The 24,703-nt window shown below is 71.8% G+C and carries 14 protein-coding genes; 7 read left to right on the forward strand and 7 right to left on the reverse strand.

The genetic code is table 11. The features are described from left to right. Positions 1 to 38 precede the first annotated feature (38 nt). The 3 genes from C6Y14_RS15925 to C6Y14_RS15935 all read right to left on the reverse strand — a co-directional run bounded on the left by C6Y14_RS15925 (position 39) and on the right by C6Y14_RS15935 (position 9,465). On the reverse strand, positions 39 to 3,320 hold the full coding sequence (locus tag C6Y14_RS15925) for a family 78 glycoside hydrolase catalytic domain (protein ID WP_107017312.1): 3,282 nt from the start codon (positions 3,318 to 3,320) through the stop codon (positions 39 to 41). Positions 3,321 to 3,359: 39 nt separating this feature from the next. Then, positions 3,360 to 6,776 carry a glycosyl hydrolase gene (locus C6Y14_RS15930; protein WP_225891103.1) on the reverse strand — a complete coding sequence of 1,139 codons (3,417 nt, stop codon included), beginning with the start codon at positions 6,774 to 6,776 and terminating at the stop codon, positions 3,360 to 3,362. Positions 6,777 to 6,900: 124 nt separating this feature from the next. Then, positions 6,901 to 9,465 (reverse strand): glycoside hydrolase family 127 protein, encoded by a 2,565-nt coding sequence (locus C6Y14_RS15935; protein ID WP_107017313.1) that lies wholly within the window; start codon positions 9,463 to 9,465, stop codon positions 6,901 to 6,903. A 349-nt stretch (positions 9,466 to 9,814) separates the two neighbouring features. Here C6Y14_RS15935 and C6Y14_RS15940 point away from each other — a divergent pair, with 349 nt between their 5' ends. Then, on the forward strand, positions 9,815 to 10,627 hold the full coding sequence (locus C6Y14_RS15940; RefSeq protein WP_107017314.1) for an SAM-dependent methyltransferase: 813 nt from the start codon (positions 9,815 to 9,817) through the stop codon (positions 10,625 to 10,627). 134 nt (positions 10,628 to 10,761) lie between these two features. Then, a complete protein-coding gene (locus tag C6Y14_RS15945; RefSeq protein ID WP_107017315.1) occupies positions 10,762 to 11,181 on the forward strand; it encodes a PPOX class F420-dependent oxidoreductase in 420 nt (139 codons plus the stop codon). A gap of 136 nt (positions 11,182 to 11,317) precedes the next feature. On the opposite strand, the gene C6Y14_RS15950 is transcribed toward C6Y14_RS15945, so the two are convergent. From C6Y14_RS15950 to C6Y14_RS15965, 4 genes are all read right to left on the reverse strand, one after another. Beyond that, on the reverse strand, positions 11,318 to 13,699 hold the full coding sequence (locus C6Y14_RS15950) for a bifunctional salicylyl-CoA 5-hydroxylase/oxidoreductase (protein WP_107017316.1): 2,382 nt from the start codon (positions 13,697 to 13,699) through the stop codon (positions 11,318 to 11,320). Between the two features lie 13 nt (positions 13,700 to 13,712). Continuing rightward, a complete protein-coding gene (locus C6Y14_RS15955; RefSeq protein ID WP_107017317.1) occupies positions 13,713 to 15,425 on the reverse strand; it encodes an AMP-binding protein in 1,713 nt (570 codons plus the stop codon). A gap of 97 nt (positions 15,426 to 15,522) precedes the next feature. After that, complete coding sequence (locus tag C6Y14_RS15960; protein ID WP_107017318.1) at positions 15,523 to 16,449, reverse strand: acyl-CoA thioesterase; 927 nt, start codon at positions 16,447 to 16,449, stop codon at positions 15,523 to 15,525. Continuing rightward, positions 16,446 to 16,928 (reverse strand): cupin domain-containing protein, encoded by a 483-nt coding sequence (locus tag C6Y14_RS15965; RefSeq protein WP_107017319.1) that lies wholly within the window; start codon positions 16,926 to 16,928, stop codon positions 16,446 to 16,448. Before C6Y14_RS15965 ends, C6Y14_RS15960 begins: the two co-directional genes overlap by 4 nt. A gap of 208 nt (positions 16,929 to 17,136) precedes the next feature. Between C6Y14_RS15965 and C6Y14_RS15970 the strand changes: the two genes are divergently transcribed. The 5 genes from C6Y14_RS15970 to C6Y14_RS15990 all read left to right on the forward strand — a co-directional run bounded on the left by C6Y14_RS15970 (position 17,137) and on the right by C6Y14_RS15990 (position 24,614). Beyond that, entirely contained in the window at positions 17,137 to 17,553 is a 417-nt protein-coding gene (locus C6Y14_RS15970; protein WP_107017320.1) for a RidA family protein, read from the forward strand. Between the two features lie 392 nt (positions 17,554 to 17,945). Beyond that, positions 17,946 to 19,445, forward strand: coding sequence for a metallophosphoesterase family protein (locus tag C6Y14_RS15975; RefSeq protein ID WP_107017321.1), 1,500 nt, complete (start codon positions 17,946 to 17,948; stop codon positions 19,443 to 19,445). A 134-nt stretch (positions 19,446 to 19,579) separates the two neighbouring features. Continuing rightward, positions 19,580 to 22,045: a serine/threonine protein kinase gene (locus C6Y14_RS15980; protein ID WP_107017322.1), complete on the forward strand. Its 2,466-nt coding sequence runs from the start codon at positions 19,580 to 19,582 to the stop codon at positions 22,043 to 22,045. Between the two features lie 101 nt (positions 22,046 to 22,146). Further along, complete coding sequence (locus C6Y14_RS15985; protein WP_107017323.1) at positions 22,147 to 23,280, forward strand: hypothetical protein; 1,134 nt, start codon at positions 22,147 to 22,149, stop codon at positions 23,278 to 23,280. Next, entirely contained in the window at positions 23,277 to 24,614 is a 1,338-nt protein-coding gene (locus C6Y14_RS15990; RefSeq protein ID WP_225891104.1) for a type 2 periplasmic-binding domain-containing protein, read from the forward strand. Before C6Y14_RS15985 ends, C6Y14_RS15990 begins: the two co-directional genes overlap by 4 nt. Positions 24,615 to 24,703: the final 89 nt, after the last annotated feature.

Genomic DNA, 24,703 nt, shown 5'->3' on the forward strand with positions numbered 1-24,703 from the left:
TGCCCCGGGATTCCTTCCCGGGGCACCCGGCAGCCGCACTATGACGCGGTCGAGCGGAAGGTCCAGCTGCCGGAGCCGACCTCGTACACCGCCTCGCCCTGCTCCGTACGCACCGGACGTATCCCGGCGGGCGCGGTGGCCCTGCCGCCGAACAGGGGCACATGCACCTCCGCCGTGCTCCCCGCCGGCACGTCCACGGTGAGGCGGAACCGGCCGCCGTCCCGCTTCCACCCGGTCCGCGCGACCCCGTACGGAGTGCGGTACGAGCCGGTCGCCGAGGTCAGGTCGCCCTCGACGGCCGGGTCGATGAGGAGTTCGGAGTAACCGACCGAGCCGGCGGTCTGGCCGATGCCCGCGACCCGGGTGGTGAACCAGGAGTCGATGGCGCCGAGCATGAAGTGGTTCTGCGACTGGCCGGGTCCGCCGTCCCAGGACTCGCCGAGCGTGGTGTTGCCGGCGCGCACCTGGTAGCCGTAGCTCGGGCTGGTCGTCTGCGTGGCTATCTTGTGGACGATGTCGTCGCGGCCGTTGGCCGACAGGACGCGGAACGCGGCGGGCAGCGAGATCTCGCCGAGGGTCAGGTGGTAGTCCGCGTTCTCGACGGCGCCGGTGAAGTGGCCGAGCAGCCGGTCCTTCTCCCCCGCCGGGTACGCGCCCATGTCGAGGGCTAGGGCCTCGGCGCCCTGTCCTCCGCCGCCGAAGGTGCCCGTGGCGGAGTCGTAGTACTTGGCGGCCAGGGCGGTGGCACTCGCGTCGGCCTTCGCCCGGTAGGTGTCGGCCGCTTCCTGGTCACCGAGGACGGCTGCCGTGCTGCTGAGCGCGTCGAGCACCCGCCAGTAGCCGTAGGTGCCCGCGACCGCGCGCGGGAAGGTGCGGTCCGGGGTGAACCAGTCGCCGAGCCCGTAGTCGAGGATGCCGCCGGTGACCTGTGTCTGGAGGAAGTCCGCGTACTGCCGCATCCGCGGGTAGTACGTGGCCATCGTGTCCCGGTCCCCGTAGGTCGTGTAGAGCTGCCAGGGGACGAGGACGAACGCGCCGCCCCAGTTGGAGTCGTTGCGGTAGGCGCCGGGCAGACTCGTGTACTCGGGCACGGTGCTGGGGATCAGCCCGTCCGTGGTCTGCGCGTCGGCCATGTCACGCACGATCTTGCGCAGGTAGGAGCGCATGTCGTAGTTGCCCGCGAGTGCCGGGAACACGAGCTGGTTCTGCTCCAGCCAGCCCAGTTTCTCCCGGCTGGGGCAGTCGGTGAGGACACTCATCATGTTGCCCTCGATGGCCCGCCGGATCAGCGAGTGGATGTCGTTGACGAGCGGGTCGGAGCTGCTGAAGTCACCGGCCGAGGTGTTGTCGGTGCGCAGCACCTTGCCGCGTACGGTCACGGTCGCGCCCTCGGGGACGCCCCTCAACTCCAGGTAGCGGAAGCCGTGGTAGCTGAAGCGCGGGTGCCAGGTCTCGGTGCGGGCGCCCCGGGTGGTGTAGCTGTCCCACAGGGGTGAGCCCACATTGCTGATGGACTGGAAGGCGTGCCCGTCCTTGAGGCTTTCGGCCGGGTGGACACGGACGGCCGTGCCCGCGGGCGCGCTGACGGTGATCTCGGGCCAGCCGGCGATGTTGCGGCCCAGGTCGAACACCCTGCTGCCGGCGGCGCCTTCGACCTCCTTGCCCTTGAGGGTCTCGACGACTCTGATGGGTTCGGTCTCGCGGGCGCTGAGCACGGCGGGTTTCTCGGCCGTGCCGGGGCCGGCCACGGTGACGGCCTTGTCCCAGCCCCGGCGGTCACCGCTCGGCTCGTCCCAGTGGGCACTCTCGCGGCGGGCGTCGTAGTCCTCGCCGCCGTACCAGTTGGAGGAGGTGGTGGGTCCGAGGGTGGTCCGCCAGTCGTCGCCGCTGGTGACGGTACGGACGCTGCCGTCGGCCAGGGTCACTTCAAGTCGGGCGATCAGCTTGGGGTCGCTGAGGTTGCCGTACAGCTTGCGGTAGCGGTCGGCGGTGCTGACGACGTTGGACATGCCGTTGCCGAGGGCCACACCGAGGGTGTTGGCGCCGGCCCTCAGGCGGTCGGTGACGTCGTAGGTGGCGTACTGGACGCGTTCCGCGTAGTCGGTGTTGGCGGGCTCCAGGACGGCGTCGCCCACCGGTTCGCCGTTGAGGGTCGCGTCGTAGATGCCCAGTCCCCCGATGTACAGGCGGGCGCTGCGCACCTTCTTGGGGAGCTTGAAGTCGTCTGTGAGCAGGGGCAGTCCGGCCGGGAGATAGGGCTCGGGAGCCTTCTGCCCGTCCACGTCGGCGAGCGCGGCGAACGGCCCTGTGGCACTGTCGCCGCTCGAAAGGGCGTAGTCCACGGGGAAGTTGGGGACGCGGCCGTCCGCGGTGAGGACGTCGGCGCGCGGATACAGGGCCACCTCGTCGAAGGTCTTCGCCGCCTTGAGGTCGAGGGTGAGGACCACGGGTGTGCCGGAGACGTCGGCGCCGGTGTGGGCGGCGCTCGCGTAGCCGGCGGCCGTCTGCAGGGCGCTGTTGGGGAGACCGTCGACGGCGAGGGCCGGCTCCCAGGTCTTGCGCAGGGTGTTGGTCTCGGAGGCGGTCACCGCGGCGCCGCGGGCGAGGCCGGTGGCGGAGGTCGCGGAGTCACGCACGTCGATCTCGCCGAGCTGCACGCGCCAGGTGCGCTCGGGGAAGGCCTCCTCCAGGGGCAGACCCAGCTTGGTGACGTCCAGCCGTACGTAACGGGCCGTGGTGCGGGGGACCTTGACGACGACGGGCTCGACCGTGCGCTCGCTCAGCCGCCAGTCAGGGTGTGTGATCCACCGGGCGTCGCCGCCGGTGTTCCAGTCCGACTGCCGGGTCAGCCCGGTCTCGAAGACGGCGGTGTCGCTCCAGCCGGAGTCGCGCGACCCGTGCGAGGACCAGAGCATGACCCGCCAGTACACGCGGTCGCGGGAGCCCAGCTTCTTCCCCGCGTAGGTGGTCTCGGGCACCGTGGAGCGGACCTTGCCCGAGTCCCACAGGTCGGGCCTGCCGCGGCGCAGCAGCTCCGGCGAACTGGCCGCCTGGACGCGGTAGGCGGCCTGGCGGGTGTTCGTGGCGCGGGCCTCGGTCTCCCAGCTGAGCTCGGGTGTCGTGTCGTCGATGCCCAGGGCCTGGCTCAGGTGCTGGGTGCGCAGTCGGTCGGGGGTGATGGTGGCGCTGTTTCCGGTGGTGGCGTCGGCGGTGACGGCGCCGGCGAGCACGGTGGCGAACGCGGTCAGTCCGGCGAAGAGTACGGGTACGGGCCGCCGGTGTCCGCTGCGGGGGCGCGGTCGCGAACGGGGTCTGGGCATGAGGGCTCCATGAAGTGCGTGCGGGGGAGGTTCGAGGGGTCAGTCGCGGGTGAGGTCGACGGTGAGGTGGCGTCGGAAGCGCAGGGTCACCGGGCCGAGCAGCCCGGACGGCAGGGGCTTGTTGCGCTCGTTGGAGAGCGTGTTGGCGACGCGGACGGCGAGGGAGTTGCGGCCGGGCTTCACCAGGCGGGTGATGTCGACGGTCCATGGCGCCCACAGCAGCGGCGGGAGCGCGGTGCCGTTGAGGGTGACGGCCGCCACGTCACGGACGTCGCCGAGGTCGAGCAGGACGCGGCGCCCGTCGAGGAGCGCGCGCTCGACGTCGAGGTCCTTGGTGTACGTGCCGCTGCCGGAGAAGAGCCGGTCGTGTTCGACCCAGCTGCCCAGGGGCCCGGTGACCGGGGTGGATCCTTCGCGTTCCAGGGTGAGGGTCCAGTCGCCGTCCACGGTGACCGGGGCGAGGGGGTCATCGGTGCGGGCCGCGCCCCGGTACGTACGGGTGCCGTCGGTGCCGGTGAACCGGTGGCTGCCGGGCGCCGTGGCCTCCACGGTCGCCCGCAGGCCCTTCCCGTGCCGCTCGACCGCGAGGACGGGCAGCGGGGAGGCCGTCAGGTGCGGGACCGCCCGTGCGTCGTGGCGCACGACGACGATCCGGGTCTGGTACGGCTCCAGGGTCAGGGGCAGTTGGATGCCGTTCTTGCCGCTCCGGTGGACGGGCACGGTGCCGGTGCTGCCCGTCGCGGGGTCCCACAGCTCGGGAACGCCGGTGGCCGGCAGGGTCGCGGTCGTCCCGACGTACTCGCCGCCCTCGTTGTTGACGATGAAGGCGGTGTCCTCGCCGCGGTGGACCCGTATGACGCGTACCGCGTCCTGAGCCGGCTCCAGCACCGCCGCGGCGACCCCTGCCTCATGGGTCGCGTCGCGCAGGCCCTCCACGTCGGCGACCCGTACAACGTGCCCGCGGCCGACCGGTCGGCGGCCGGGGAGCCGCTCGCCGAACAGGTCGGTCATGGCGCGGGCCAGGGACCGGTCCTTGTGGGCCGCCTCCTCGGCGGGCAGGGTGCCGACGGCCACGACGGTACCGCCGGCCCGCGCGAACTCCGCGAGGACACGTATAGAGGCCACGTCCAGGGTGGGTGTCACGGGCACCACCACCAGGTCGTAGCGGGCCGCGCCCACGGTCAGCCGGCCGGCGCGGACGTCGGCGTGGGCGAGCAGGTCCGGGTCACCGCTGAGGGCGCCCTCGTGGACGAGGTCGAAGTCGACCTGGGCCCGCTCCAGCGCGTAGGCGGTGTCGGACAGCGCGCCGTCGACGTCGCCCTGCCGGTCGGTGCCGGTCCACTGCTCGGCGGCGCGCTGCGGCTGCAGTACGGCGGTACGGGCCCCGGACGTGCCCCGTCCGGCCTCCATCACGCGGCCGATCCACTCGGCGAGCGGCCGCATCGCCCACCACCAGGGGGCACGCGGACCGAACGGCGGCGGGAAGTAGACGCGGACCTCGTCGGTCCACAGGGCGTGCAGGACGGTCAGGTTGACACCCCGGGCGGCCTGCGCGCCGACGGTGGTGTGCACGAACCCGGGCGTGACCTGCCAGCCCATGTTGCCGAACATCTCCAACAGGGCGCGCTCCCGGCCCATTTGATGCGCGACGGACACCGGGTTACGGGGGATCATGGTGGGCTCACCGGCCACGTACTCGGCGGTGATGATGTCCCCGCCGGGCACATGCGCCCACTGGTTGACCTTGTGCAGGTCTCCGGTGGAGGGGATGCGTTTGGCCGGGGACGTCTCGTCGTAGAGCGGGTTGGTGATGAGGGCGACGTCGCGCTGCTCGTACCAGCGGGCCTGCTTCTGGAAGGAGCGGGCGAAGCGGTTGGACACGGCCTGCCAGTAGCGGCCCCGGGCGATCCGGCCGTCGCGGCCCAGGTCGTCGAAGGCGGCGGCGTAGGCGACACCCGGCTCGACGTCCACCGCGCGCAGTGCCTTGTCGAGGGTGGGCGACCAGGGCAGGCGCTTGAAGTGTGCCTCGGCCGAGGCGAAGAACGGCTCGTCGTCCCAGAAGCCGGGGATGACCGTACCGAAGTAGCGGCGGAAACGGCGGTGGTACTCGCCCGGGACGATGTCGAGGAACAGTTCCACGGGCTCGTCGTCGAGCAGGTCGACGTAACTGCGGCTGTAGCCCTGGCTGTCGTCGACGAGCGGGGAGCCGCCGAACAGGTCGAGCTGCCAGCGGCCCGCCGGGACCTGCCAGGCGTGCGAGCCGCTCAACCGGCCTGTCAGGTCGACGACTTCGGTGGCTTCGGCGGCGCCCACGGGGCGGGCCGCGGCGGCGACGGCCGTGGCGTCGGCGGCGAGTCGGGCGCGCTCGGGGAAGTCCCCCGCGTCGGCCGGGTCGTCGAAGGCCGTGGTGTGCAGCGAGGTGCCGTCGGCGCCCGTGACCGTGAAGGTGTCCCACAGGGAGCGCTGGTCGGCGACGGCCCGTACGCCCGCCCCGCCGGTCGCGTACCGGTCGTCGGTGACCGTGCCCTTGTCCTTGCCGTCGAGGGTGACGGACAGGGTGCCCGCGCGGACGGTGACGGCCACCGTGTGGAACTTGGTCTTGTTGAAGCCGTCGGTGCGGGTGCTGCGCAGCAGTTCGACGGGGTCCGCCGCGCGTGCGAGACGCAGGACGGTGACGACTCCGGTCTGGTCGAAGGTGACGGCGTACCCGTCGAGTCCGTCGGCCGAGGCGCGGACGACGAGACCGGCCGCGGTGTGGTCGGCCTTGGCGCTGGCGGTGACGGTGTAGTCCGTCCAGCCCTCGCCGCCGCGCAGTACGGCGGCGCCGTCGAGCACGGCCGCGTCGGCGACCAGTTGTCCGGCGGCCACGCCCACCCCGCTGCTGCGGCGCAGGTCGACGGTGGCGGGGCCCTCGACGACGGTGGTCGAGCGCCAGAGTGCCTTCAGGCGAAGTTCGGGCCGCGGCTTGTACGTACGGGAGCCGACCGTGCCGCCCTTGACGATGTACTCCCCCGCGCGGCCGCTGGGGAAGTGGTCGTCGTTGAACAGCCACACCCGCATACCGGTGCGTTCGGCGGTGCGCAGTACGTGGCCGACGATGTCGAACCATTCCTCGGTGAAGAACACCGGCTGCATCTCGGCGTTGTCGAACGGGAAGAGCACCACCTCGTACATGCCCTTGTCCCGCAGGTCCGCCATCTGCCGGTCGACGAGTTCGGGGGTGACGGGCCCGTTCCAGTACCAGTAGACGGTCGGTCTGCTGTCCCGTCGGGGATCGGCGAAGTGCCGTGCGGAGAAGGCGTGTTGGGCGTCGGCGGCCGTACCGGCGGTGCCCGTGGCCGCCTTGTCGGCGGCGAGGGCGGCGTCGGGCAGGCCGACCGCGAGAACGGTGCCCGCGGCACCGGCCGCGGCCACGAAACGGCGTCTGGACAGGTCGTCGTGAGACATGTGGGACATGGTTGAACTCCTGCGTGAACGGCGGGCACGGGGGCGCCCGCCGGGCGGAACGGTGTACTGGGGAATCCGGGTGATCGGGTGGATGAGGGGGGCCGGTGCCCGGTGGAGCACCGGAGACGGCGGGTCAGCCGGCTGCCAGGCGTGCCACGTCGGACGCGCTCAGGGCCCGGTTGTGCAGACGGAAGTCACGGACCGCGCCGTGCAGATACGGATGGGTGGTGTTCTGGGAGCGGCCCAGGTAGTTGCGGGTGCTCGCGCCGAGCAGGAGCGGGCTCGCGACCAGGGCGTCGTTGCGTCCCGCCTCGACACCGTCGAGGTAGAGGACACCGGTGCCGCCGCCGAGGGTGAGGGCCACATGGACCCACTGGCCGACGGGGAGCGGGCCGCCCGCGTCGATGACGTCCTCCGACTCCATGCCGGCGATCTTCAGGGCGGCGCGGGCGCGCCGGGCTCCGGTGGTCGCGGCCAGGAACAGGTAGGTGTCCTTGTGGTAGCCCAGGTCGAAGACGCGGGCGGAGGCGGTCAGGGTGTCCACGCGGACCCGGACACTGACGGTCAGCTCGTCGAGTCCGCTGGGCAGCCCGGCCGGCAGGACGACATGGGCGCCCTTCCCGTCCAGGAACACGGACCGCACGCCGCCGACTGCTGCTTCTGCTTCTGTCCAGGTGGCGCCCGACGCGAGCGCCGCGTCGGCGAAGGTGCGGGTACGGTCGGCCGCCGAGGTGCCGGTCCCTTCGTCGAAGGGGTAGCGCGCGATGTCACGTTCGCGTGCCGGTCGCGGCTGCACGGCCCAGTAGACGTTGTAACGCTGGTGGTGCACCTCGTGGAACGGGCGCAGTGACACCTGACGCCCGTCGGCGAGAGCGGTGAACGCCCTGCCGCCGCCGGACACCGGACGCAGGGTCTCGGGCCGGATCGCGGGGAGGGTGGCGAGCGCGGTGTCGCCGTACTCCCCCGCGAGGACCAGGGGCCCGTACGAGACTGCCTTCACCTGCGGGTTGTCGGGGGCGGCCGTCCAGACGGGCCGTCGGGGCAGCACAAGTTCCACGGTGTCCCCGGCGCGCCAGTGCCGTTCCACGGCGGCGTACGTGCCCGGCTTCAGCCGGCCCGGGAAGGGGCGGCCGTTGACCTCAAGCCGGGGTTCCCGGCCGCCGTCCGCGACCCAGGCGGGGACCCGCAGCCGCAGTGTGAAGCGGGCGTCTCCCCGGGTGACGGTGAGGCGGGTGCGGTCGGCCGTGGGGTATTCGGTGTCCTGACGTATCGTCACACCGGCCTCCCGCCACCGTAGTTCGGAGGGAATGAACAGGTTGACGTAGAGCGAGGGGCCGCGGGAGTCACGCGTACGGAAGTAGATGCTGTCGGCGAACTTGGTGTGGGTCTCCAGACCGGAGCCGTGGTCGCAGGAGAAGTTGTCGTAGTCCCCGCTGTAACTGCCGGGCGCCGAACCGAGACCGCCCTTGGGCTGCCGCTCCGAACCCGCCCACAGCCCGGTGTAGTACGTGACGAACCCGTGCGCGGAGTCGGGATCCTGCTCCCCGAGCAGCTGGTTGCAGAGGGTCCACTCGTAGTGGTCCATGTACGCCGAGCGGGAGGGGCGGTGCAGGAACAGGTGCCGGCCGAGCTTGAGCATGTTGTAGCTGTTGCAGTTCTCGCAGGTCACCTCGGACAGGCGGCTCACGATCTCGCCGGGCGGCCCGAACAGCTCCTGGTTGGAGTTGCCCCCGATGGCGTACGAATGGTCCCGCACGACTGTCGTCCAGAAGTGGTCGGCGATGTCGAGGTAGCGTCTCTCCCCCGTGGCCTCGTAGCTCGGGACCGCTCCCACGATCTTGGCTATCTCGGTGTTGGCGTGGCGGCCCGCTAGTTCGTCCCGTCCCGCGGCCAGCGGGGCGTACAGCTCCTCGTGGTCGAAGCGCCGGGCGGTCCGCAGGTGCGCCGGGTCGCCCGTCACCAGATGGAGGCGGGCGAGTACGTCGTTCATACCGCCGAACTCGACCTTCAGCACCGTCTGCATCCGCTCGGCGGAGAGCGGCGCGGTGCGGGCGTCCGCCCAGGCCGCCATGTCCAGCAGCACGTCCAACGCCTGCTGGTCACCGGCCAGTTCGTACTGGTCCAGCAGCCCCGCCATGATCTTGTGGAGGGTGTAGTACGGGGCCCAGGGCTTACCGCCCGCCTCCAGCTGGTCGAAGACGGACTCGGGGAACGCGGACAGATATCCGGCGCGGTACCCGGCCGCCGGGGCCGCCCGCTGGCACTCGGCGAGTGCCGACACCAGGGAACGGGCCTTGGCCGCGTAGGCGTCGTCACCGGTGTTGGCGTACGCCTGGGCCAGCGCGCTGAGCAGATGTCCGGTGGTGTGGCCGCGCAGCTGGATGCCCGGCGCCTCCCAGCCGCCACAGGGTTCGGCGGTGGAGGGCAGTCCCACGTTCAGCCGGAAGGTGTGCAGCAGCCTGTCGGTGTCGACGAAGAGCAGATACGCGCAGGTGCGCCGCATGTTGGCGAGGAACGGGCTCTCCAGCAGCCGGACGTCGGACAGCCGGAAGGCGGTGAGGACCGGCCGCGGTCCGGCCGTCGCGGCCGCGGCCTCTTCCGGAGCGAGCTGCGCGAGAGAGGTGGCTGCGGCCGCCGCGGACGCGGCGGCCAGGATCTGGCGGCGGGACGGGCGAGGCATGTCGTGCGGTGCGGGCAAGACGCCGTGCTCCTTCCGGGCAGGGGACGTACCAGACGGAAAGCAGGGGTGGCGGACCAAGGAGAGTTGAATCGTTTTATGTCGTCCGCGGGAGACGGTAAGTGTGCACACCACATGCGTCAAGGGTTCGCACACGAAGGGATGTTGACAGGGTCACACCCTCCGATTTGAATCGTTCAAAGTGATCAAGAAAGCTTTGTGGGCAGGCGTGGCGGATTCCTGGGACGGCGTGATCACCACGCGGCAGAATGGCGGGGACGACGGTTGGGTGCCGCCACGGCGGCCGCAGACGCCCAGGACCGGCGCGGGGAGTCCGCGTGGGTCCGGAAGCGTCCGGGAGAGGAAAGACATGAGTGAGAACCAGGCCCCGTCCAGCGGTTCCGGGAGGCTCAACACCGGCGTGGCGCACAACGCCCGGGTCTGGAACTACTGGATCGGCGGCAAGGACAACTACGAGGTCGACCAGGCCGTCGGCGACCAGGTCGCCGGAATGTTCCCGGTGATCCGCGATGTGGCCCGCGCCGACCGGGAGTTCCTGGGACGCGCGGTCCGCCATCTGGTCGAGGAGCGCGGGGTACGGCAGTTCCTCGACATCGGCACCGGTCTGCCGACCCTGGACAACACGCACGAGATAGCTCAGCGGTCCGCGCCCGACGCGCGCATCGTGTACGTCGACAACGACCCGATCGTGCTGGCCCACGCGCGGACCCTGCTGACCAGCACGCGTGAGGGCGCCACCGACTACATCGACGCCGACGTCCACCACCCCGAGGGCATCATCGAGCGCGCCTCGGCGACCCTGGACCTCGACCGGCCCGTCGCGGTGATGATGCTGGGCATCCTCAACTTCGTCCTCGACACCCACAAGGCCCAGGACATCGTGCGCCAGGTCCTGGCGGCGGTCCCCTCCGGCAGCTACCTGGTCCTCACGCATCCCACCACCGACCCCGACCTCGGCGGCGAGGGCAACGTGGCGGCGATGACGTTCTGGAACGAGAACGCCACCCCGCCGATCACCGCCCGCACCCGCGCGGAGGTCACCGCCTTCTTCGACGGTCTGGAGTTCCTCGCACCGGGCCTGGTCTCCTGCACGCACTGGCACCCCGGCACCGGCTCCCCCGTGACGGTTCCGCAGTTCGGCGCGGTGGCCGTGAAGCCCTGACGGCCGGGCGCCCGCCCGGGGCGGAGGCGGCGCCGAAGGGCGGGAACGCCGAGTGGCGGGGGTGAACGCGGGGCATGAGGATGCATTCGCGGGAGGTCCTCACCCTGCGGGCCCGCCCAGATGGAGGAGTGCACATGTCCAAGCCGCCGCTTCCGCCCGAGGCCGTCGAACTGCTGAGCCGTCCGAACGCGGCCGTCATCGCCACAGTGCGTTCGGACGGTGCTCCCGTGTCCACACCCACCTGGTACCTGTGGGAGGACGACCGCGCGCTGATCAGCATGGACCTGGGCCGGGTGCGCCTGAAACACCTGCGCCGCGACCCCCGGGTGACCCTCACCGTCCTCGACGGGGACGACTGGTACACCCATGTCACCCTCTTGGGCCAGGTGACGGACATGAAGGACGACGAGGGCCTGGTCGACATCGACCGCGTCTCCCGGCACTACACCGGAGAGGCCTACCCCGACCGCGTCCGCGACCGGGTCAGCGCCTTCATCGAGGTCGACCGGTGGCACGGCTGGGGCGCCCTGAAGGACAGCGACCAGTCGGGCTAGGACGCGCGGTTCGGGGGCGCGGGGACCGGCGGCCCCCAGCCACGCATGGACGCCGCCTCAGGGGCGCGGGGAACTGCGCGACCAGCCACGGACGGCGGTCACTCTCCGAACGTGCCCCAGACACCCCGTGCAGGCCTCACAGGACAGTCACCGCCTCCCGGGACGGCACCCACCGCAGGTGCACGGTCTGCGCGGACCCCCCGGCCCGTAGCAGCGAGAGCCGTGGGCGGACGGCGTCGGTGCGCGCGCTCGGCGGCTTGCGGGCACCGGCCCGGTACGGGAGCGGCCACTGGCCGGCACTGTCCCGGTACTCCTGCTCGGCCGCCGCGTGCAGGGTCCAGTGCGGATCGTAGAGATGGGTGCGGCCGAGGGCGCACAGGTCGGCGCGGCCGGCGAGGAGGATCGAGTTCACGTCGTCGTAGGACGCGATGGCGCCGACCGCGATGACGGCCGTGCCGGTGGCCGCGGCGACCTCGTGGCGGATGCGGTCGGCGAACGGCGTCTGGTACGAGCGGCCGTACGCGGGGCGCTCGTCCTTGGTGACCTGCCCGGAGGAGACGTCGATGGCGTCCGCGCCGTGGGCGATGAAGGCGCGGGCGATCTCCACGGCGTCGTGCTCGGTGTTGCCGTCCGGAACCCAGTCCGTCGCGGAGATCCGTACGATCAGCGGCCGCTCGGCGGGCCAGGCGGCGCGGACGGCGTCGAAGACCTCCAGGGGGAACCGGAGCCGGTTCCGCAGCGGACCGCCGTACTCGTCGGTGCGCTGGTTCGCCGTCGGCGACAGGAACGAGGACAGCAAATAGCCGTGGGCGCAGTGGAGTTCCAGCAGGTCGAACCCCGCTTCGGCGCCGCGGCGGGCGGCGGCGACGAAGTCGGCGACGAGGGCGTCCAGGTCGGCGCGGTCCAGCTCGCGGGGGACGGCCGATCCGGGGCCGTACGGCAGCGGCGAGGGGCCGACGGGCTGCCAGTTGCCGTCCGGCAGCGGGTCGTCCATGCCCTCCCACATGATCCGGGTGGAGCCCTTGCGGCCGGAGTGACCGAGCTGGAGCCCGATCCGGGCGGTGCTGCGCTCGTGCACGAAGGACACGATCCGCGCCCACGACTCGCGCTGTTCGTCGCTCCACAGTCCCGTGCAGCCGGGCGTGATGCGGCCCTCGGGCGAGACACACACCATCTCCGTCATGACCAGTCCTGCGCCGCCCATCGCCTTCGACCCGAGGTGGACGAGGTGGAAGTCGCCGGGTACGCCGTCGACGGCCGAGTACATGTCCATCGGGGACACGATCACCCGGTTCTTCAGCTCCAGCTCCCCGAGCCGAAAGGGCTGGAACATCGCCGGAGCGGTCTCCGGCAGGCCCTGCGACGCCGCGAAGGCCGCGTCGACCCGGTCGGCGAACTCACTGTCGCGGGTGCGTAGGTTGTCGTACGTGATGCGGCGGGACCGGGTCAGCAGGTTGAAGCAGAACTGGGTCGGCTCCTGGTGGGCGTACATGCCGATGTTCTCGAACCACTCCAGGGAGGCCTGGGCGGCCCGCTGCGTGGACTCCACAACAGGGCGTCTCTCCACCTCGTACGCCTCCAACGCACTCTCGGTATCGGGGTGTTCGTGCAGACACGCGGCGAGGGCGAGGGAGTCCTCCATCGCCAGTTTGGTGCCCGATCCGATCGAGAAGTGCGCGGTGTGCGCGGCATCCCCGACGAGGACGAGATTGTCGTGGTGCCAGCGTTCGTTGCGTACGGTGGTGAAGCCGAGCCACTTCGAGTTGTTGGCGAACACCCGGTGTCCGGCCAGTTCCTCGGCGAAGAGCCCGCGGACGCGCTCCACGGCCCGCTCGTCGGAGGCACCCGGCGCGAAGACGGTCTCCTCGGTGGCGTCGAAGCCGGCCCGGCGCCACACGTCCTCGTGCATCTCGACGATGAAGGTGGAGCCGGTCGCGGAGTAGGGGTAGCCGTGCACCTGCATGGTCCCCCACTCCGTCTGCTTGACGAAGAACTGGAAGGCCTCGAAGACCCGGTCGGTGCCGAGCCACATGTATTTGTTGTGCCGCTGGTCGAGCGTGGGACGGAAGGTGTCCTGATGGGCGGCCCTGACCTGCGAGTTGACCCCGTCCGCGCCCACCACGAGGTCGTACGAGGCACGCAGGAGGCCGGTGTCGGGGGCAGCCGTGGAGAAGCGGACGCGCACACCGAGGTCGTGGCAGCGGCGCTGCAGCAGTCCGAGCAGTTCCCGGCGGCCCATCGCGGCGAAGCCCTGGCCGCCCACGGTGTGCGTACGGCCCCGGTAGTGGATGTCGATGTCGGTCCAGCGCGCGAAGCGGCGGGCCATCGCGTCGGCGAACTCGCGGTCCGCGTTCTCGATGCCGCCGAGCGTCTCGTCGGAGAACACCACACCGAACCCGAAGGTGTCGTCCGGGGCGTTGCGCTCCCACACGGTGATCTCATGGGACGGGTCGAGCTGTTTCATGAGAGCGGCGAAGTAGAGGCCGCCGGGGCCACCGCCAACGATCGCGATCTTCACGGGGGTTCCTCTTTCAGTGCTCGCCGGCGGCCGTACCGGCCTGTTCGTCCTCGACGGCCGCGCGGAGTGCGAAACGCTGCAGTTTGCCGCTGGCGTTGCGCGGCAGGGACGCGCGGAACCGCACGTCCCGTGGGTACTTGTAGGGCGCGATGACCTGCTTGACGTGGTCCTGGATCTCCTTGGCCTTGGCGGCGTCAGCGCTCACACCGTCCCGCAGGACGACGAAGGCGCAGACCACCTCGCCGCGTTCGGCGTCGCTGCGGCCGACCACGGCGCACTCCAGGACGTCGGGGTGGGTGTCTATGGCGGCCTCGACCTCGGGGCCGCCGATGTTGTAGCCGGAGGAGACGATCATGTTGTCGCCGCGGGCGTGGTAGTGGAAGTAGCCGTCCTCGTCGCGGTGGAAGACGTCACCGGTGACGTTCCAGCCGTTCACGACGTAGTCCTTCTGGCGTTCGTCGTCGAGGTAGCGGCAGCCGACCGGGCCGATGACGCCCAGCCTGCCCGGCTCGCCGGGGCCCAGTTCCGTGCCGTCGGGGCCGAGGATCGTGGCGCGGAAGCCCGGCACCGGTTTTCCGGTGGCGCCGGGCCGGATGTCGTCACCGGCTGCCGAGATGAAGATGTGCAGCAGTTCGGTGGCGCCGATCCCGTCGACGACCCGCAGTCCGATGCGGTCGCGCAACTGCTCCCAGGTGCCGACGGGTATGTGTTCGCCGGCCGAGACCCCGACACGCAGTCCGGCGAGCTGCTGTTCGCGCCCCTCGCGCAGGATCGCCTTGTACGCCGTGGGCGCCGTCGCGAGCACGGTGACGCCCTGCCGCTCGACGAGGTCCGCCATGCCCGGCGGGGTCACGGCCTCCGTCAGCAGCGCGCAGGCGCCGGCGCGCAGCGGGAAGACGACGAGCATGCCCAGGCCGAAGGTGAAGGCGAAGGGGGCGCTGCAGGCGACCAGGTCGTCCGGGAGCAGCCGCAGCACCTGGCGGCCGAAGGTGTCGTCGATGGCCAGGACGTCCCGGTGGCAGTGCATGGTGATCTTCGGGGTGCCGGTGCTGCCGGAGGTGGGCGCGAGGAGGGCCACGTCGTCGGCTGCGGTGTCCACGGCGGTGAACTCGCCGGACTTCGCCGAGGCACGGGCCACGAGGTCGCCCGGCCCGCCGCCGCCGAACTCGACGACCTGCAGCGAGGGCAGCACGGTGTCGCGTACGGCGTGGACGTCCTCGGCGCAGCGGTGGTCGACCAGGGCGAGCGCGGGCAGGGTCCGTTCGGCGACCGGGGCGATCTCGCGGGCGCGCAGCGCGGCCATGACGGTGACGACGACTCCCCCGGCCTTGAGCACACCGAGCCAGCTCGCCACGGTCCACGGGGTGTTGGGTGAGCGCAGCAGAACCCGCTGTCCCGGGACCAGGCCGAGGTCCTCGGTGAGCACCTGGGCGACCTGATTGGCGCGGGTCCTCAACTGCCCGTAGGTCCAGGTCTCCCCGGCCGGGGTGCGCAGCGCCGGGCGGTCGGCGCCGAACACCGACGTGGGGCGGTCGATGAGTTCGGAGGCGGCGTTGAGGCGTTCCGGGTGACGCAGCTCGGGCGTGGCGAACTCGATGGTCGGCCACAGGTGCGCGGGCGGGAGATGGTCGCGGGCGAAGGTGTCCTCGTACGCCGAGGACGACGGCGGCCGGGAGGAGGACGGAGGTGGGGAGGGGCGAGGTGGGAGCGGTGGCGGAAGAGTCAACGGAGGAGTCCTTCCGGGAGCCCGTCGGTGCCGGGCGGGGCCGCTCGGTACCGGACGAGGCCGCTCGGGACGAGGCCGGGCCGTACCGGGCGGCGGATCAGGCGGGCCGGATCATGCCCTCCTGGACGACGGTGGCCAGGTGGCGGTGGTCGCGGGTGAAGAAGCGGCCGGTGCCCAGTCCGCGGCCCGCGTCGGCGGCGACCGCTTCCTGGACGTAGAGGAGCCAGTCGCCGACCGGCCCGGTGCGGTGGAACCACATGGCGTGGTCGAGACTCGCGGTGACGAGCCCGGGGTCGGCCCAGGCCAGGTCAAGGACGCGCAGGACGGGTTCGAGGATCGTGTAGTCGCAGACGTACGCCAACGCGGCCAGGTCCCGTTGGGCTCCGGTCAGTCCCTCGACGGTACGCAGCCTGTCGAACGGCCGCACCCAGAGCGCCTGTTGCGGCAGCCGTTTGTCCTCGACGGTGAGGTACACCGGGCCGGGCACGTGCCGCATGTCGAAGCTGCGGCCGGCGGACCAGTAGGCCTTCGACTCGTCGGTCATCGAGCCGCCGCTGCGCTCTTCGAGGTACGCCGCCGAACTGGGCAGGTCCTCCGGGTCGGGGACGACCTCCGCGAACTCCGCGTGGAAGGTGCCGCCGAGCTCCCCCGCGGCGAAGTTGGCGAGGCAGACGTAGAGCGGCTTGCCGTTCTGGTAGCCGCGCACCTGCCGGGTGCTGTAGCCGCGGCCGTCGCGCAGCACCTCCACCTCGTAGCGCACCTGGGCGCCGATGTCGGCGGGGCGCAGGAAATAGCTGTGCATCGAGTGCAGGGTCTTGGCGTCGGTCACCGACCGCATCGCCGCCGCTGCCGCCGCCGCGACCAGGTCGCCGCCGTACGCCTTGGGCCAGGGGCAGGGCTGGGTGACGGCGGTGAAGGCCAGGTCGAAGTGTTCGGGCGGGGTGGGTGTGAGGGCGACGGCGTCGGTGAAGAAGGCCGAGGTCGGCGGCGTACCGCTGGATGTGGATCCTTGACCCGGCGTCATCGGTCGAGCCAGTCGCGCAGGTCGGCGTCGGGTACGTCGGTCAGGTTGACGACGATGTTCTCCGGCGTCCGGGTGGTCATCCAGGTCAGTGGTTCGTTGCGGGAGAGGTTGCACTCGATGTGCGGCATGAACGGCGGGACGAAGACCCAGTCGCCCTCCGACATGTCGACGTAGTCCTCGAACTTCTCGCCGAAGTAGATGCGGGCCCGCCCTGACAGGACGTAGCCGCCGGTCTCGGCCTCGCCGTGGTGGTGGGTGACCGAGCGGTAGCCGGGTTCGTTGCTGACCTTGCCGAACCACAGCTTCGTGGCGGGGGTGTGCTGGATGCTGACGCCCGAGATCCGGACGGCCCCGCCGGAGTCGGCGGTGTTCCCGCTCTCCGATCCGGCGCGCGTCACCACGGGAGCGACGATCCCGCTGGGCAGCCGGTACATCGAGGCGTCACCCTCCAGGCGGTACTTGCTGAGGTCGGGCTCCATGGGGGCTGGCTCCGTTCCGGTCGTGCGGCTTCGGGAGCGGGTGATCGGGGCTGATCGGTGAGTGATCGGTGGGTGATCGGTGGCGCGGTTCGTGTGGTATCTCGTTTTTTTCACGACCGTCATTTATTGTCAATACAGCACGCCGGACGCGACCGGAGGCGACCCGTCCGACCGGCGGGGCCGCCGTCCCTGAACCCACGGAGGCCACGTGACTCACATCGCCGTGAATCCGGGAGCGCTGCCGACGCCCCGTGGCTACTCGCACGGAACGCTCGCGGGGAACACACTCCATCTGGGCGGGCAGACCGCCCTCGACGCCGACATGAAGATCGTTCCGGGTGGGATCGTCGAGCAGTTCCGGCAGGCGTTCGGGAACGTCCTGACGACGCTGCGCGAGGTGGGCGGGGAGCCGGGGGATCTGGTGAGCGTGACCATCTACCTCACCGACATCCCCGACTACCAGGCGCACGGCAAGGAGATCGGGAGGGTGTGGCGGGAGCTTGCGGGGCCGGTCTATCCGGCGATGGCGGGGATCGGCTGCGCGGCGCTGTGGCAGCCGGAGGCGATGATCGAGATCATGGGCGTTGCCGTGATCCCGGACGACCGCGTGGGGCTCCGCCCGTAACCCCCACCGTCCTGAACCCGCGGCACGGCTTCCCACCCGTCAAAGACTGCGCAGTTCCCCGCGCCCCCAAAAACCCGGGCCCACCCCCAGCCCCAAAGGGACGCGAGGAACTGCGCGCCCAGCCCCCACCGCCCGGCCACTTTCAGGGGCGCGAGGAACTGCGCGGCCAGCCCCCACCGGCCCGCAGACGAGAAGCAACTCCGCGCGCCCGGCCGCTTTTAGGGGCGCGGGGAACTGCGCGATCAGCCCCCACCGGCCCGCAGGCGAGAAGCAACTCCGCACCCCCGGCGCCCTCAAGGGGCGCGGGGAACTGCGCGACCGGCCCCACCGCCCCCAACGACCCGCACACGAAGATCACCCCGCAAAGCCAACCGCGTTGTTAACGTTCGCGGATGTCTGAATCCTCACGCGACACCGCGGCCGGCGCAGGCTGGGACAGCACGGAACGCGGCGCGTACACGCACCTGATGCCGCGACGGACGGAGAAGCTGTCCTGGGTGAACCCCAAAACCCTGTGGCCCGCCCGGAACGGCACCCTCGCCTCCCTCTTCGGCGACCCGACGGCCCACACCCGAAGCCGCTGGGTGGAGCAGCGGACGGCCGCCGGCGCACCGGCCGACAAGGTCGTGAGACGCGACACCACGGACCACTTCTCCTTCATGGTCATCGGAGACACCGGCGAGGGCGACGACCCGCAGTACGCCGTCGTGCCGGGCTTCCTGAAGGCAGGTCACGACACGGAGTTCGCCGTACTCGCCAGCGACGTGATCTACCCGGTCGGCGCCACCGACGACTACGGCACGAAGTTCTTCCGCCCGTACCAGGACTACCAGGCGCCGATCTACGCGATACCCGGCAACCACGACTGGTACGAGGACCTGGACGGTTTCATGCGCGTCTTCTGCGACGCACCGCCCCTCGCACCACCACCTCCGCCCCGCCGCCTGTCGTCGGCCTGGTGGCGCTCACTGCTGTGGCACAAGCCCCGCGCCCCCGACGAACAACGCCTGGCGGAGGCGAGGAAGTTGCGCTCGGCTCCCGCTCAACGGGCCGTCCAGCCGGGCCCGTACTGGGCCGTCGACGCGGGCCCGGTGCGGATCATAGGCATCGACACCGGACTGCTCGGAACCGTGGACGCCGAGCAGGGCCGCTGGCTCCGCGAGGTCTCCACGGGCGACACCCCCAAGATCCTCGTCACCGGCTCCCCCCTGTACGTGGACGCCGAGCACCACCCCTGCCCCATCGACGGCGGCGGCACGGTCGACGACATCGTGCGCGATCCCGCCCATCACTACGTGGCCGCGATAGGCGGCGACATCCACAACTACCAGCGCTACCCGGTGACGGTGGACGGCCGCACCATCCAGTACGTGGTCGCCGGTGGCGGCGGGGCCTTCATGCACGCCACCCACACCATGCCGCGCGTCTCCGTCGCCGGTGTCACCGAGGGCGACTTCCGCTGCTATCCGCTGCGCGGCGACTCGCTGGCCTTCTACAGCCGCCTCTACGGGCGCCGACTGCGTATGCGGCGCTTCTTCACGCTCACCGAGGACCAGGCGACCGCCGTCGTCTCCGAACGTCTCGGCATCCCCCCGACCCGGGCCCAGGCCGGGTCGACCCGTGTCACCCGGCGCACCCGCCTCGTCGCGAGCCTGCTGGGCGCGGGCGGCCGCCCCGACCGCACCTCGCGCCTGCGCCTGCCGGTGCGCAAGGCCTACACCCGGCTCTTCTCGCCGGGGTCGGCGACGTACAGTCCGCCGTTCTTCAAGTGCTTCCTGCGCCTGGACGTCACCCCGGACTCCGTCCGCCTGCGCTGCTTCTCGGCGACCGGGAACCTGCCGCAGGAACTCGATCCGCCCGTCGAGGACGAGGTGCTCATCCCCCTGAGGTGACGCGGCACGACGGGCCGTCGGGGGCGAACCCGGCCTGCAGGTCGGCCGCCCGTGGGCACCCTGGTCGACTCCGACACAGCATCTCCCCCTCGGTACGGGGTCATTCGGGGCCTCCGCGTCTATTCTGGGGTCGCATGAAGGGGGCAGAGGGCAACGGGGGGACCGGTGAACTGCCGGAGTCCAGTGCGTCGTTCGGCCCGCTCGTGGTCTCCTCGCCGATTCTGCGGGCCGCACACGTCGTCCTGCCCGAGGAGAGTCCCGACCCGGTGCTGCTGCCGTCGATCACCCTGCTGGACCGGACGGCGTCCCACGGCGGCGACCGCGAAGAACTGCCCCTGCCGTCGGGGCGACTGCTCGCCGGGCAGTACCGGCTCATCCGGCCGCTGGGCTACGGCGGGATGGGCGAGGTCTATCTCGCGCTCGACACCAAGGTCGACAACCGCGAGGTCGCCATCAAGATCCTCCACCCGCAGCAGGCGGCGGCCTCGTCGGGCGCCCTGGCCCAGGAGCGGCGGGCCCTGGTCGATCTCAGCCACGGCGACATCATCCGCGTCTTCAACTACGGACACCATCCGGAGGTAGGCGACTTCCTCGTCCTGCAGTACGTGGACGGCCTCACGCTGGAAGAGGTACGGGCACGGGTCCAGGTGAACCCGGACGAGTTCGGCGGCGGTCGCTTCCACGAGTTCGTACTCGCCTACGGGGTGAGGATCCTGGCCGCTCTCGGGCATCTGCACGCCGACCGGCCCGGCAAGGTCTACGGCGACCTCAAGCCGGACAACGTGATGCACGACGGCACCGCCACGAAGATCATCGATGTGGGGAGCGTCCGCTCCGCCGGGCTGCCCGGCCACACCACGGAGGGCTTCCGGGCCCCGACCGTCGGCCCACGCGGCCAGTCGACCGGCCAGGACGACCTGTTCAGCCTCGGGGAGACCCTGCGGAGGCTGAGCGGTCTGGGGCGCTGCCCCGGTGACCTGGCCGAGCTGGCCCGCCTGGACATGATCGGTCCGCCGGCCGGCACCCGGGAGTCACCGGGCACGGACGACACGCCCCGCCACCCCGGGACGCTCCCCATGACGGCGCCTCCTCCCCACGGACTCGGCCTGGTCTCGCTCGCCCGGGTACTGCACCGCGCCACCCGCGCCGAACGCGCCGAACGGTTCGCCACCGCGCGCGAGATGGAGGAACAACTGCGCGGTGTGTTCCGGGAGTTGCGGTCGCTGCGGACCGGAGTGGAGACCTTCGAGCCCTCCCCCCTCTTCTTCCAGTCGCCGTACGCGCTCGACGCGGCCCTCGGTTCGGCACCGCCCGTCACCCGGTGGGCCGCCCCCGACGCGCCCGCCCCCTACGCACCGCCGTCGCCCGCCGAGGTCGCCAGCCGGCTGCCCGTACCCCGGCCCGATCCGCAGGACCTCCATCACGCCGAACTCAGCAGGCTGGCCGACGCGGCTCCCGAGGCGCTGCTGCAGCACACCGGGGACTGGCGGGACTCGCCGGAGGTCCTGCTGCTGCGCTGCCGTCTGCGGTTGCGCAGCGCGGGGAGCGGCACCTCGGCCGCCCGACGAGAACTGCGGTCCGCCGAGACCCTGATCGGCGCCGAACTCGCCCCGCACGACTGGCGGCTCGACTGGCACCGCGGACTGCTCGCGCTCGGCCAGGACCGGGTCGGGGCGGCCCGGCGCCACTTCGACGAGGTGTTCGCGGCGATCCCGGGCGAGTACGCGCCGAAGCTGGCCCTCGGCTACTGCGCCGAGCGCCTCGGCCGCTGGCAGGAGGCACTGACGTTCTACGAGGCGGTCCGGCTGCGCAATCCGTCCCTCGGCAGTGCCGCGTTCGGCGCGGCGCGGGCCCGTCTCGCGCTGGGCGGGGAGCCCGCGTGGGACGACGCCGTACGGGCCCTGGACGCGGTGCCGCAGCACTCACGGCACCGGACCGCCGCGCGGACGGCCGCCGTACGCGTCGGCGTCGAGCACGCGCGCACCGCCGAGCGTCCGGACGAGGCGGCCGACCGGCTCCGGGAGGTGCTGGCGAGGCTGGCCCGGCTGTTCCACGCGCACGGGCTGACGGACGAGCAGGCCCGGGTCCGTATGACGGCGGAGGTGTGGGAGGCGGTACGGGGAGCCCTCGGCCGGGGCGCGATCGACGCGGCGGGGCTGGCCGGGCTCGCCGCGGGGGCCGACGCGCGGCTGGGGCTTCCCTCCGACGAACCCGGGCTGCGCAGGGAGCTCTCCCGTCTCTATGTCACCCTCGCGCACCAGGCGGCCCGTTCCGCCGTCGCCGAGGACGGGGCCGTCGCCGAGACCCTGCTGGACCGTGCCTACGCGGTCCGCCCGCTCGCCTTCCGGCACCATCGGGACAGCCCGTGGCTCGGAAAGCGGGCGACGGCCTGGCTGCGGACGATCGCCCATACGCCGTCGCAGACATCGCAGACATCGCAGACATCGCATGCGTCCCAGACGTCCCAGACGTCGCAGAGGCCGCCTCAAGGATTCCCGGAGCCTGAGGAGCCGCAGGAGTCACAGAGATCGCAGGGGCCGCAGGGGCCGCAGGGGCCGCAGGGGCCGCAGGGGGAGAACGTCCGGACGGCCCGCGAGTGACCGGTGCGGTACGACGCGGACGTACGGCCGGGGTCGCGGGTGCCGCCGCGCCGCCCGAAACCCCACGGCCCGCAGGTCCGCGCCGGGCCGCGCGGGGAGCCGTGGCCGTCGTCGCCGAACTCGCCCGCCGGCTCTGGCGCTTCCTGTGGCCCTCGCCCGCCGGCCGCCGCAACCGCGCGTTCCTGCGGGACCGGCTCATCGCGCTGCCCCTGCTCTTCGTGGTGGCGTTCGGCACGCTCGGGTGGGCCTACCTGGACGTACGGGACGACTCGGCGTATCTGCGTGACCGGCTGGCGCCCGCGCTGGTCGGCCTCGCGAACGCCAAGGCGTCCCTGTTCATCGCGCAGGGGGAGGCCGAGAAGAACCTCGCCGAGGCGGGGGCGGCCGACCTCGGCGGCCTCAGCGAGCGGTACCGCACCCGGGTGGCGCGGGCCACGCAGAGCCTCAACCAGGTCACCCGCAGCGGAGCCCTGACCGTGGCCGAGGAGCAGGAGTTGCGTGTGGTGTCCGCGCTGGTCGTCGACTACACAGGATGGATCGGCCGGGCGCAGATCCACGCGAACGACGCCGTGCTGCGGGACGCCGAACTGACCTACGCGCGCAGCATGCTCTGTTCGCAACCGGTCGCCGCCGCGGACCGGCAGGACCGCTACCCGCCGTGTCCGCCGTCGACCGGTTCCGGCGCGACCTCGATCGTGGACCGCGTCACAGGGATGGAGCGGGAGTTGCGCGAGCGGCTCGCGGAACGGGCCGCCTGGGGCGGGGGCGTGCTCACCGCGGCCGTGGTCTGCGGCCTCGCCCTCGTGCTGCTCGCCGTCGGGCTCTGGCGCACCGTGGTGTTCCTGCGCCGCCGCTTCCGGATCCGGCTCAGCGTTCCGCTGGCGGCAGCCGCCCTGCCGCTGCTCGCCGTACCGCTCCTCGCGGCCGACGCGCTGCTCGCGCAGAACGCCCAGGCACGGTCCGCGCCCCTGGCCGACGCGCTCGCCGAGCGGACCTCCCCGCAGACGGAGACGATCGCCGAGGAACGCCCCTTCGACGGCCCCGACCCCCACGCCATCGAGGTACTGGAGACCCGGATCGACGAGACGCTGTCCGACGGCAGGCTCCCCTTTCTCGACGGAGTCGCGCCCTTCGTCCTCCCCGCCGGTCTGCTCGCCGCCGGTCTCGTCGGCGGCACCCTGCACGCGTACCGCCGCGAATATCTCGTCGTCGCCCGCCCGGGAGCCGTCTCATGACCCGCCGACCGACCGCCCTGCGCGGGATGCGTGTCCTGCTCGGAATGCGTGTCCTGCGGGGGCTACGGGCGCTGCGTGTCCTGATGGCCGGATGTCTGCTCGTCCTGGTCCCCGGCTGCGCCTCGGACACCCCGGACCCCCTCGTCGTCCTGGGCCCGTGGACCGGCAAGGAGGGCGAAGCCTTCGAGGCCGCGCTCCAGCGGCTCGACGACGGGACCGGCAGGACGTACACCTACGAGGGCACCCGGTCCCTGCGCGAGACCCTCGTCTCGCAGCTGGAGGCGGACACTCCGCCGGACGTGGCGGTCCTCAACAGCATCGGCGAACTCACCGAGTACGCCCGCCGCGGCAAGCTGAAGCCGCTCGCCGCGCCGACCCGCGAGCGCGCCTTCTCCCCCTGGGCGCCGGAACTCCTGGTCGACGGCAGCCGCAGTACCTACTGGGTACCGCTGAAAGTCGACCTGAAGAGCCTGGTGTGGAGCAAGAAGGGCACGCCGAGCGACGATCCGACGTGGTGCGTGGGGCTCGCCTCGCAGGCCACCTCGGGCTGGCCCGGCACGGACTGGATCGAGGACATCCTGCTCCACCAGGCGGGTACCGACCCCTACGAGAAATGGGCCACGAGCAGGCTCAGCTGGCGCGACCCGGACGTCGTACGGGCGTGGACGACCTGGGCGCGGCTCCTCGACGGCCGCACCGAGGACTCCGTCGAACAGTCGCTGACCACGTCGTACGAGGGCACGTCCGGACCGGCCGGTCCCCGCGGACTGCTGAACTCCCCCGGCTTCGAGTGCACCCACGAACACCAGAGCGCCTTCATCCGGTACGTGTACGCGGGCGACGACATCCGGGTGGAGCCGTCGGCCCGGTTCCTGGGCGGGCGGGCCGAGAACCGGGACACGTTCGAGGTCGCCGGTGACATGGCGGCCGTCTTCAGCGACGACCCGGACGCACAGGAACTGGTCGAGCGGCTGTCGAGCCCGGCCGGGCGGGAGCGGTGGCGGGCCGAGGCGGACCCGGCGGTGCGTCCGCTGTTCCCGGACACGAAGGGACTGCCTCCCACCGAGTCCGCGAACACCGTCGAGCAGGAGATCGACGGCCTGCTCAACTCGACGGCCCGCACCCTGTGTTTCGACGCCTCGGACGTGATGCCGCCCGAACTGCGGGACGCCTTCCACCGGGCGGTCCTGGAGTTCTTCCGCGACCCCGCGAAGAAGCGTCTCGACTCGCTGCTGCAGCAGTTGGAGACCATCCGGGTCCAGGTGGACGAGGACGCGGACGACGCCCGCTCGTTCCGGCCGCCCGAGGACGTCTGCGCCGGACCCGGCGGCTGAATCCCGTACGCCGGTGGTACGCCCTCGGCCGGCTCCCGGTGCGGAGGAGCCGGCCGAGGGGACCTGGCCGGAGCTCGTCGGGTCAGGCT

It is taken from the genome of Streptomyces dioscori, from assembly GCF_003024195.1.
GTDB lineage: Bacteria > Actinomycetota > Actinomycetes > Streptomycetales > Streptomycetaceae > Streptomyces > Streptomyces dioscori.

Bases quoted from the DNA above. Each gene is read 5' to 3' on its own strand.
- C6Y14_RS15965 (WP_107017319.1), bottom strand. From the start codon at position 16,928: ATGGAGCCCGACCTCAGCAAGTACCGCCTGGAGGGTGACGCCTCGATG.
- C6Y14_RS15940 (WP_107017314.1), top strand. From the start codon at position 9,815: ATGAGTGAGAACCAGGCCCCGTCCAGCGGTTCCGGGAGGCTCAACACC.
- C6Y14_RS15930 (WP_225891103.1), bottom strand. From the start codon at position 6,776: ATGTCCCACATGTCTCACGACGACCTGTCCAGACGCCGTTTCGTGGCC.
- C6Y14_RS15975 (WP_107017321.1), top strand. From the start codon at position 17,946: ATGTCTGAATCCTCACGCGACACCGCGGCCGGCGCAGGCTGGGACAGC.
- C6Y14_RS15980 (WP_107017322.1), top strand. From the start codon at position 19,580: ATGAAGGGGGCAGAGGGCAACGGGGGGACCGGTGAACTGCCGGAGTCC.
- C6Y14_RS15990 (WP_225891104.1), top strand. From the start codon at position 23,277: ATGACCCGCCGACCGACCGCCCTGCGCGGGATGCGTGTCCTGCTCGGA.
- C6Y14_RS15945 (WP_107017315.1), top strand. From the start codon at position 10,762: ATGTCCAAGCCGCCGCTTCCGCCCGAGGCCGTCGAACTGCTGAGCCGT.
- C6Y14_RS15925 (WP_107017312.1), bottom strand. From the start codon at position 3,320: ATGCCCAGACCCCGTTCGCGACCGCGCCCCCGCAGCGGACACCGGCGG.
- C6Y14_RS15960 (WP_107017318.1), bottom strand. From the start codon at position 16,449: ATGACGCCGGGTCAAGGATCCACATCCAGCGGTACGCCGCCGACCTCG.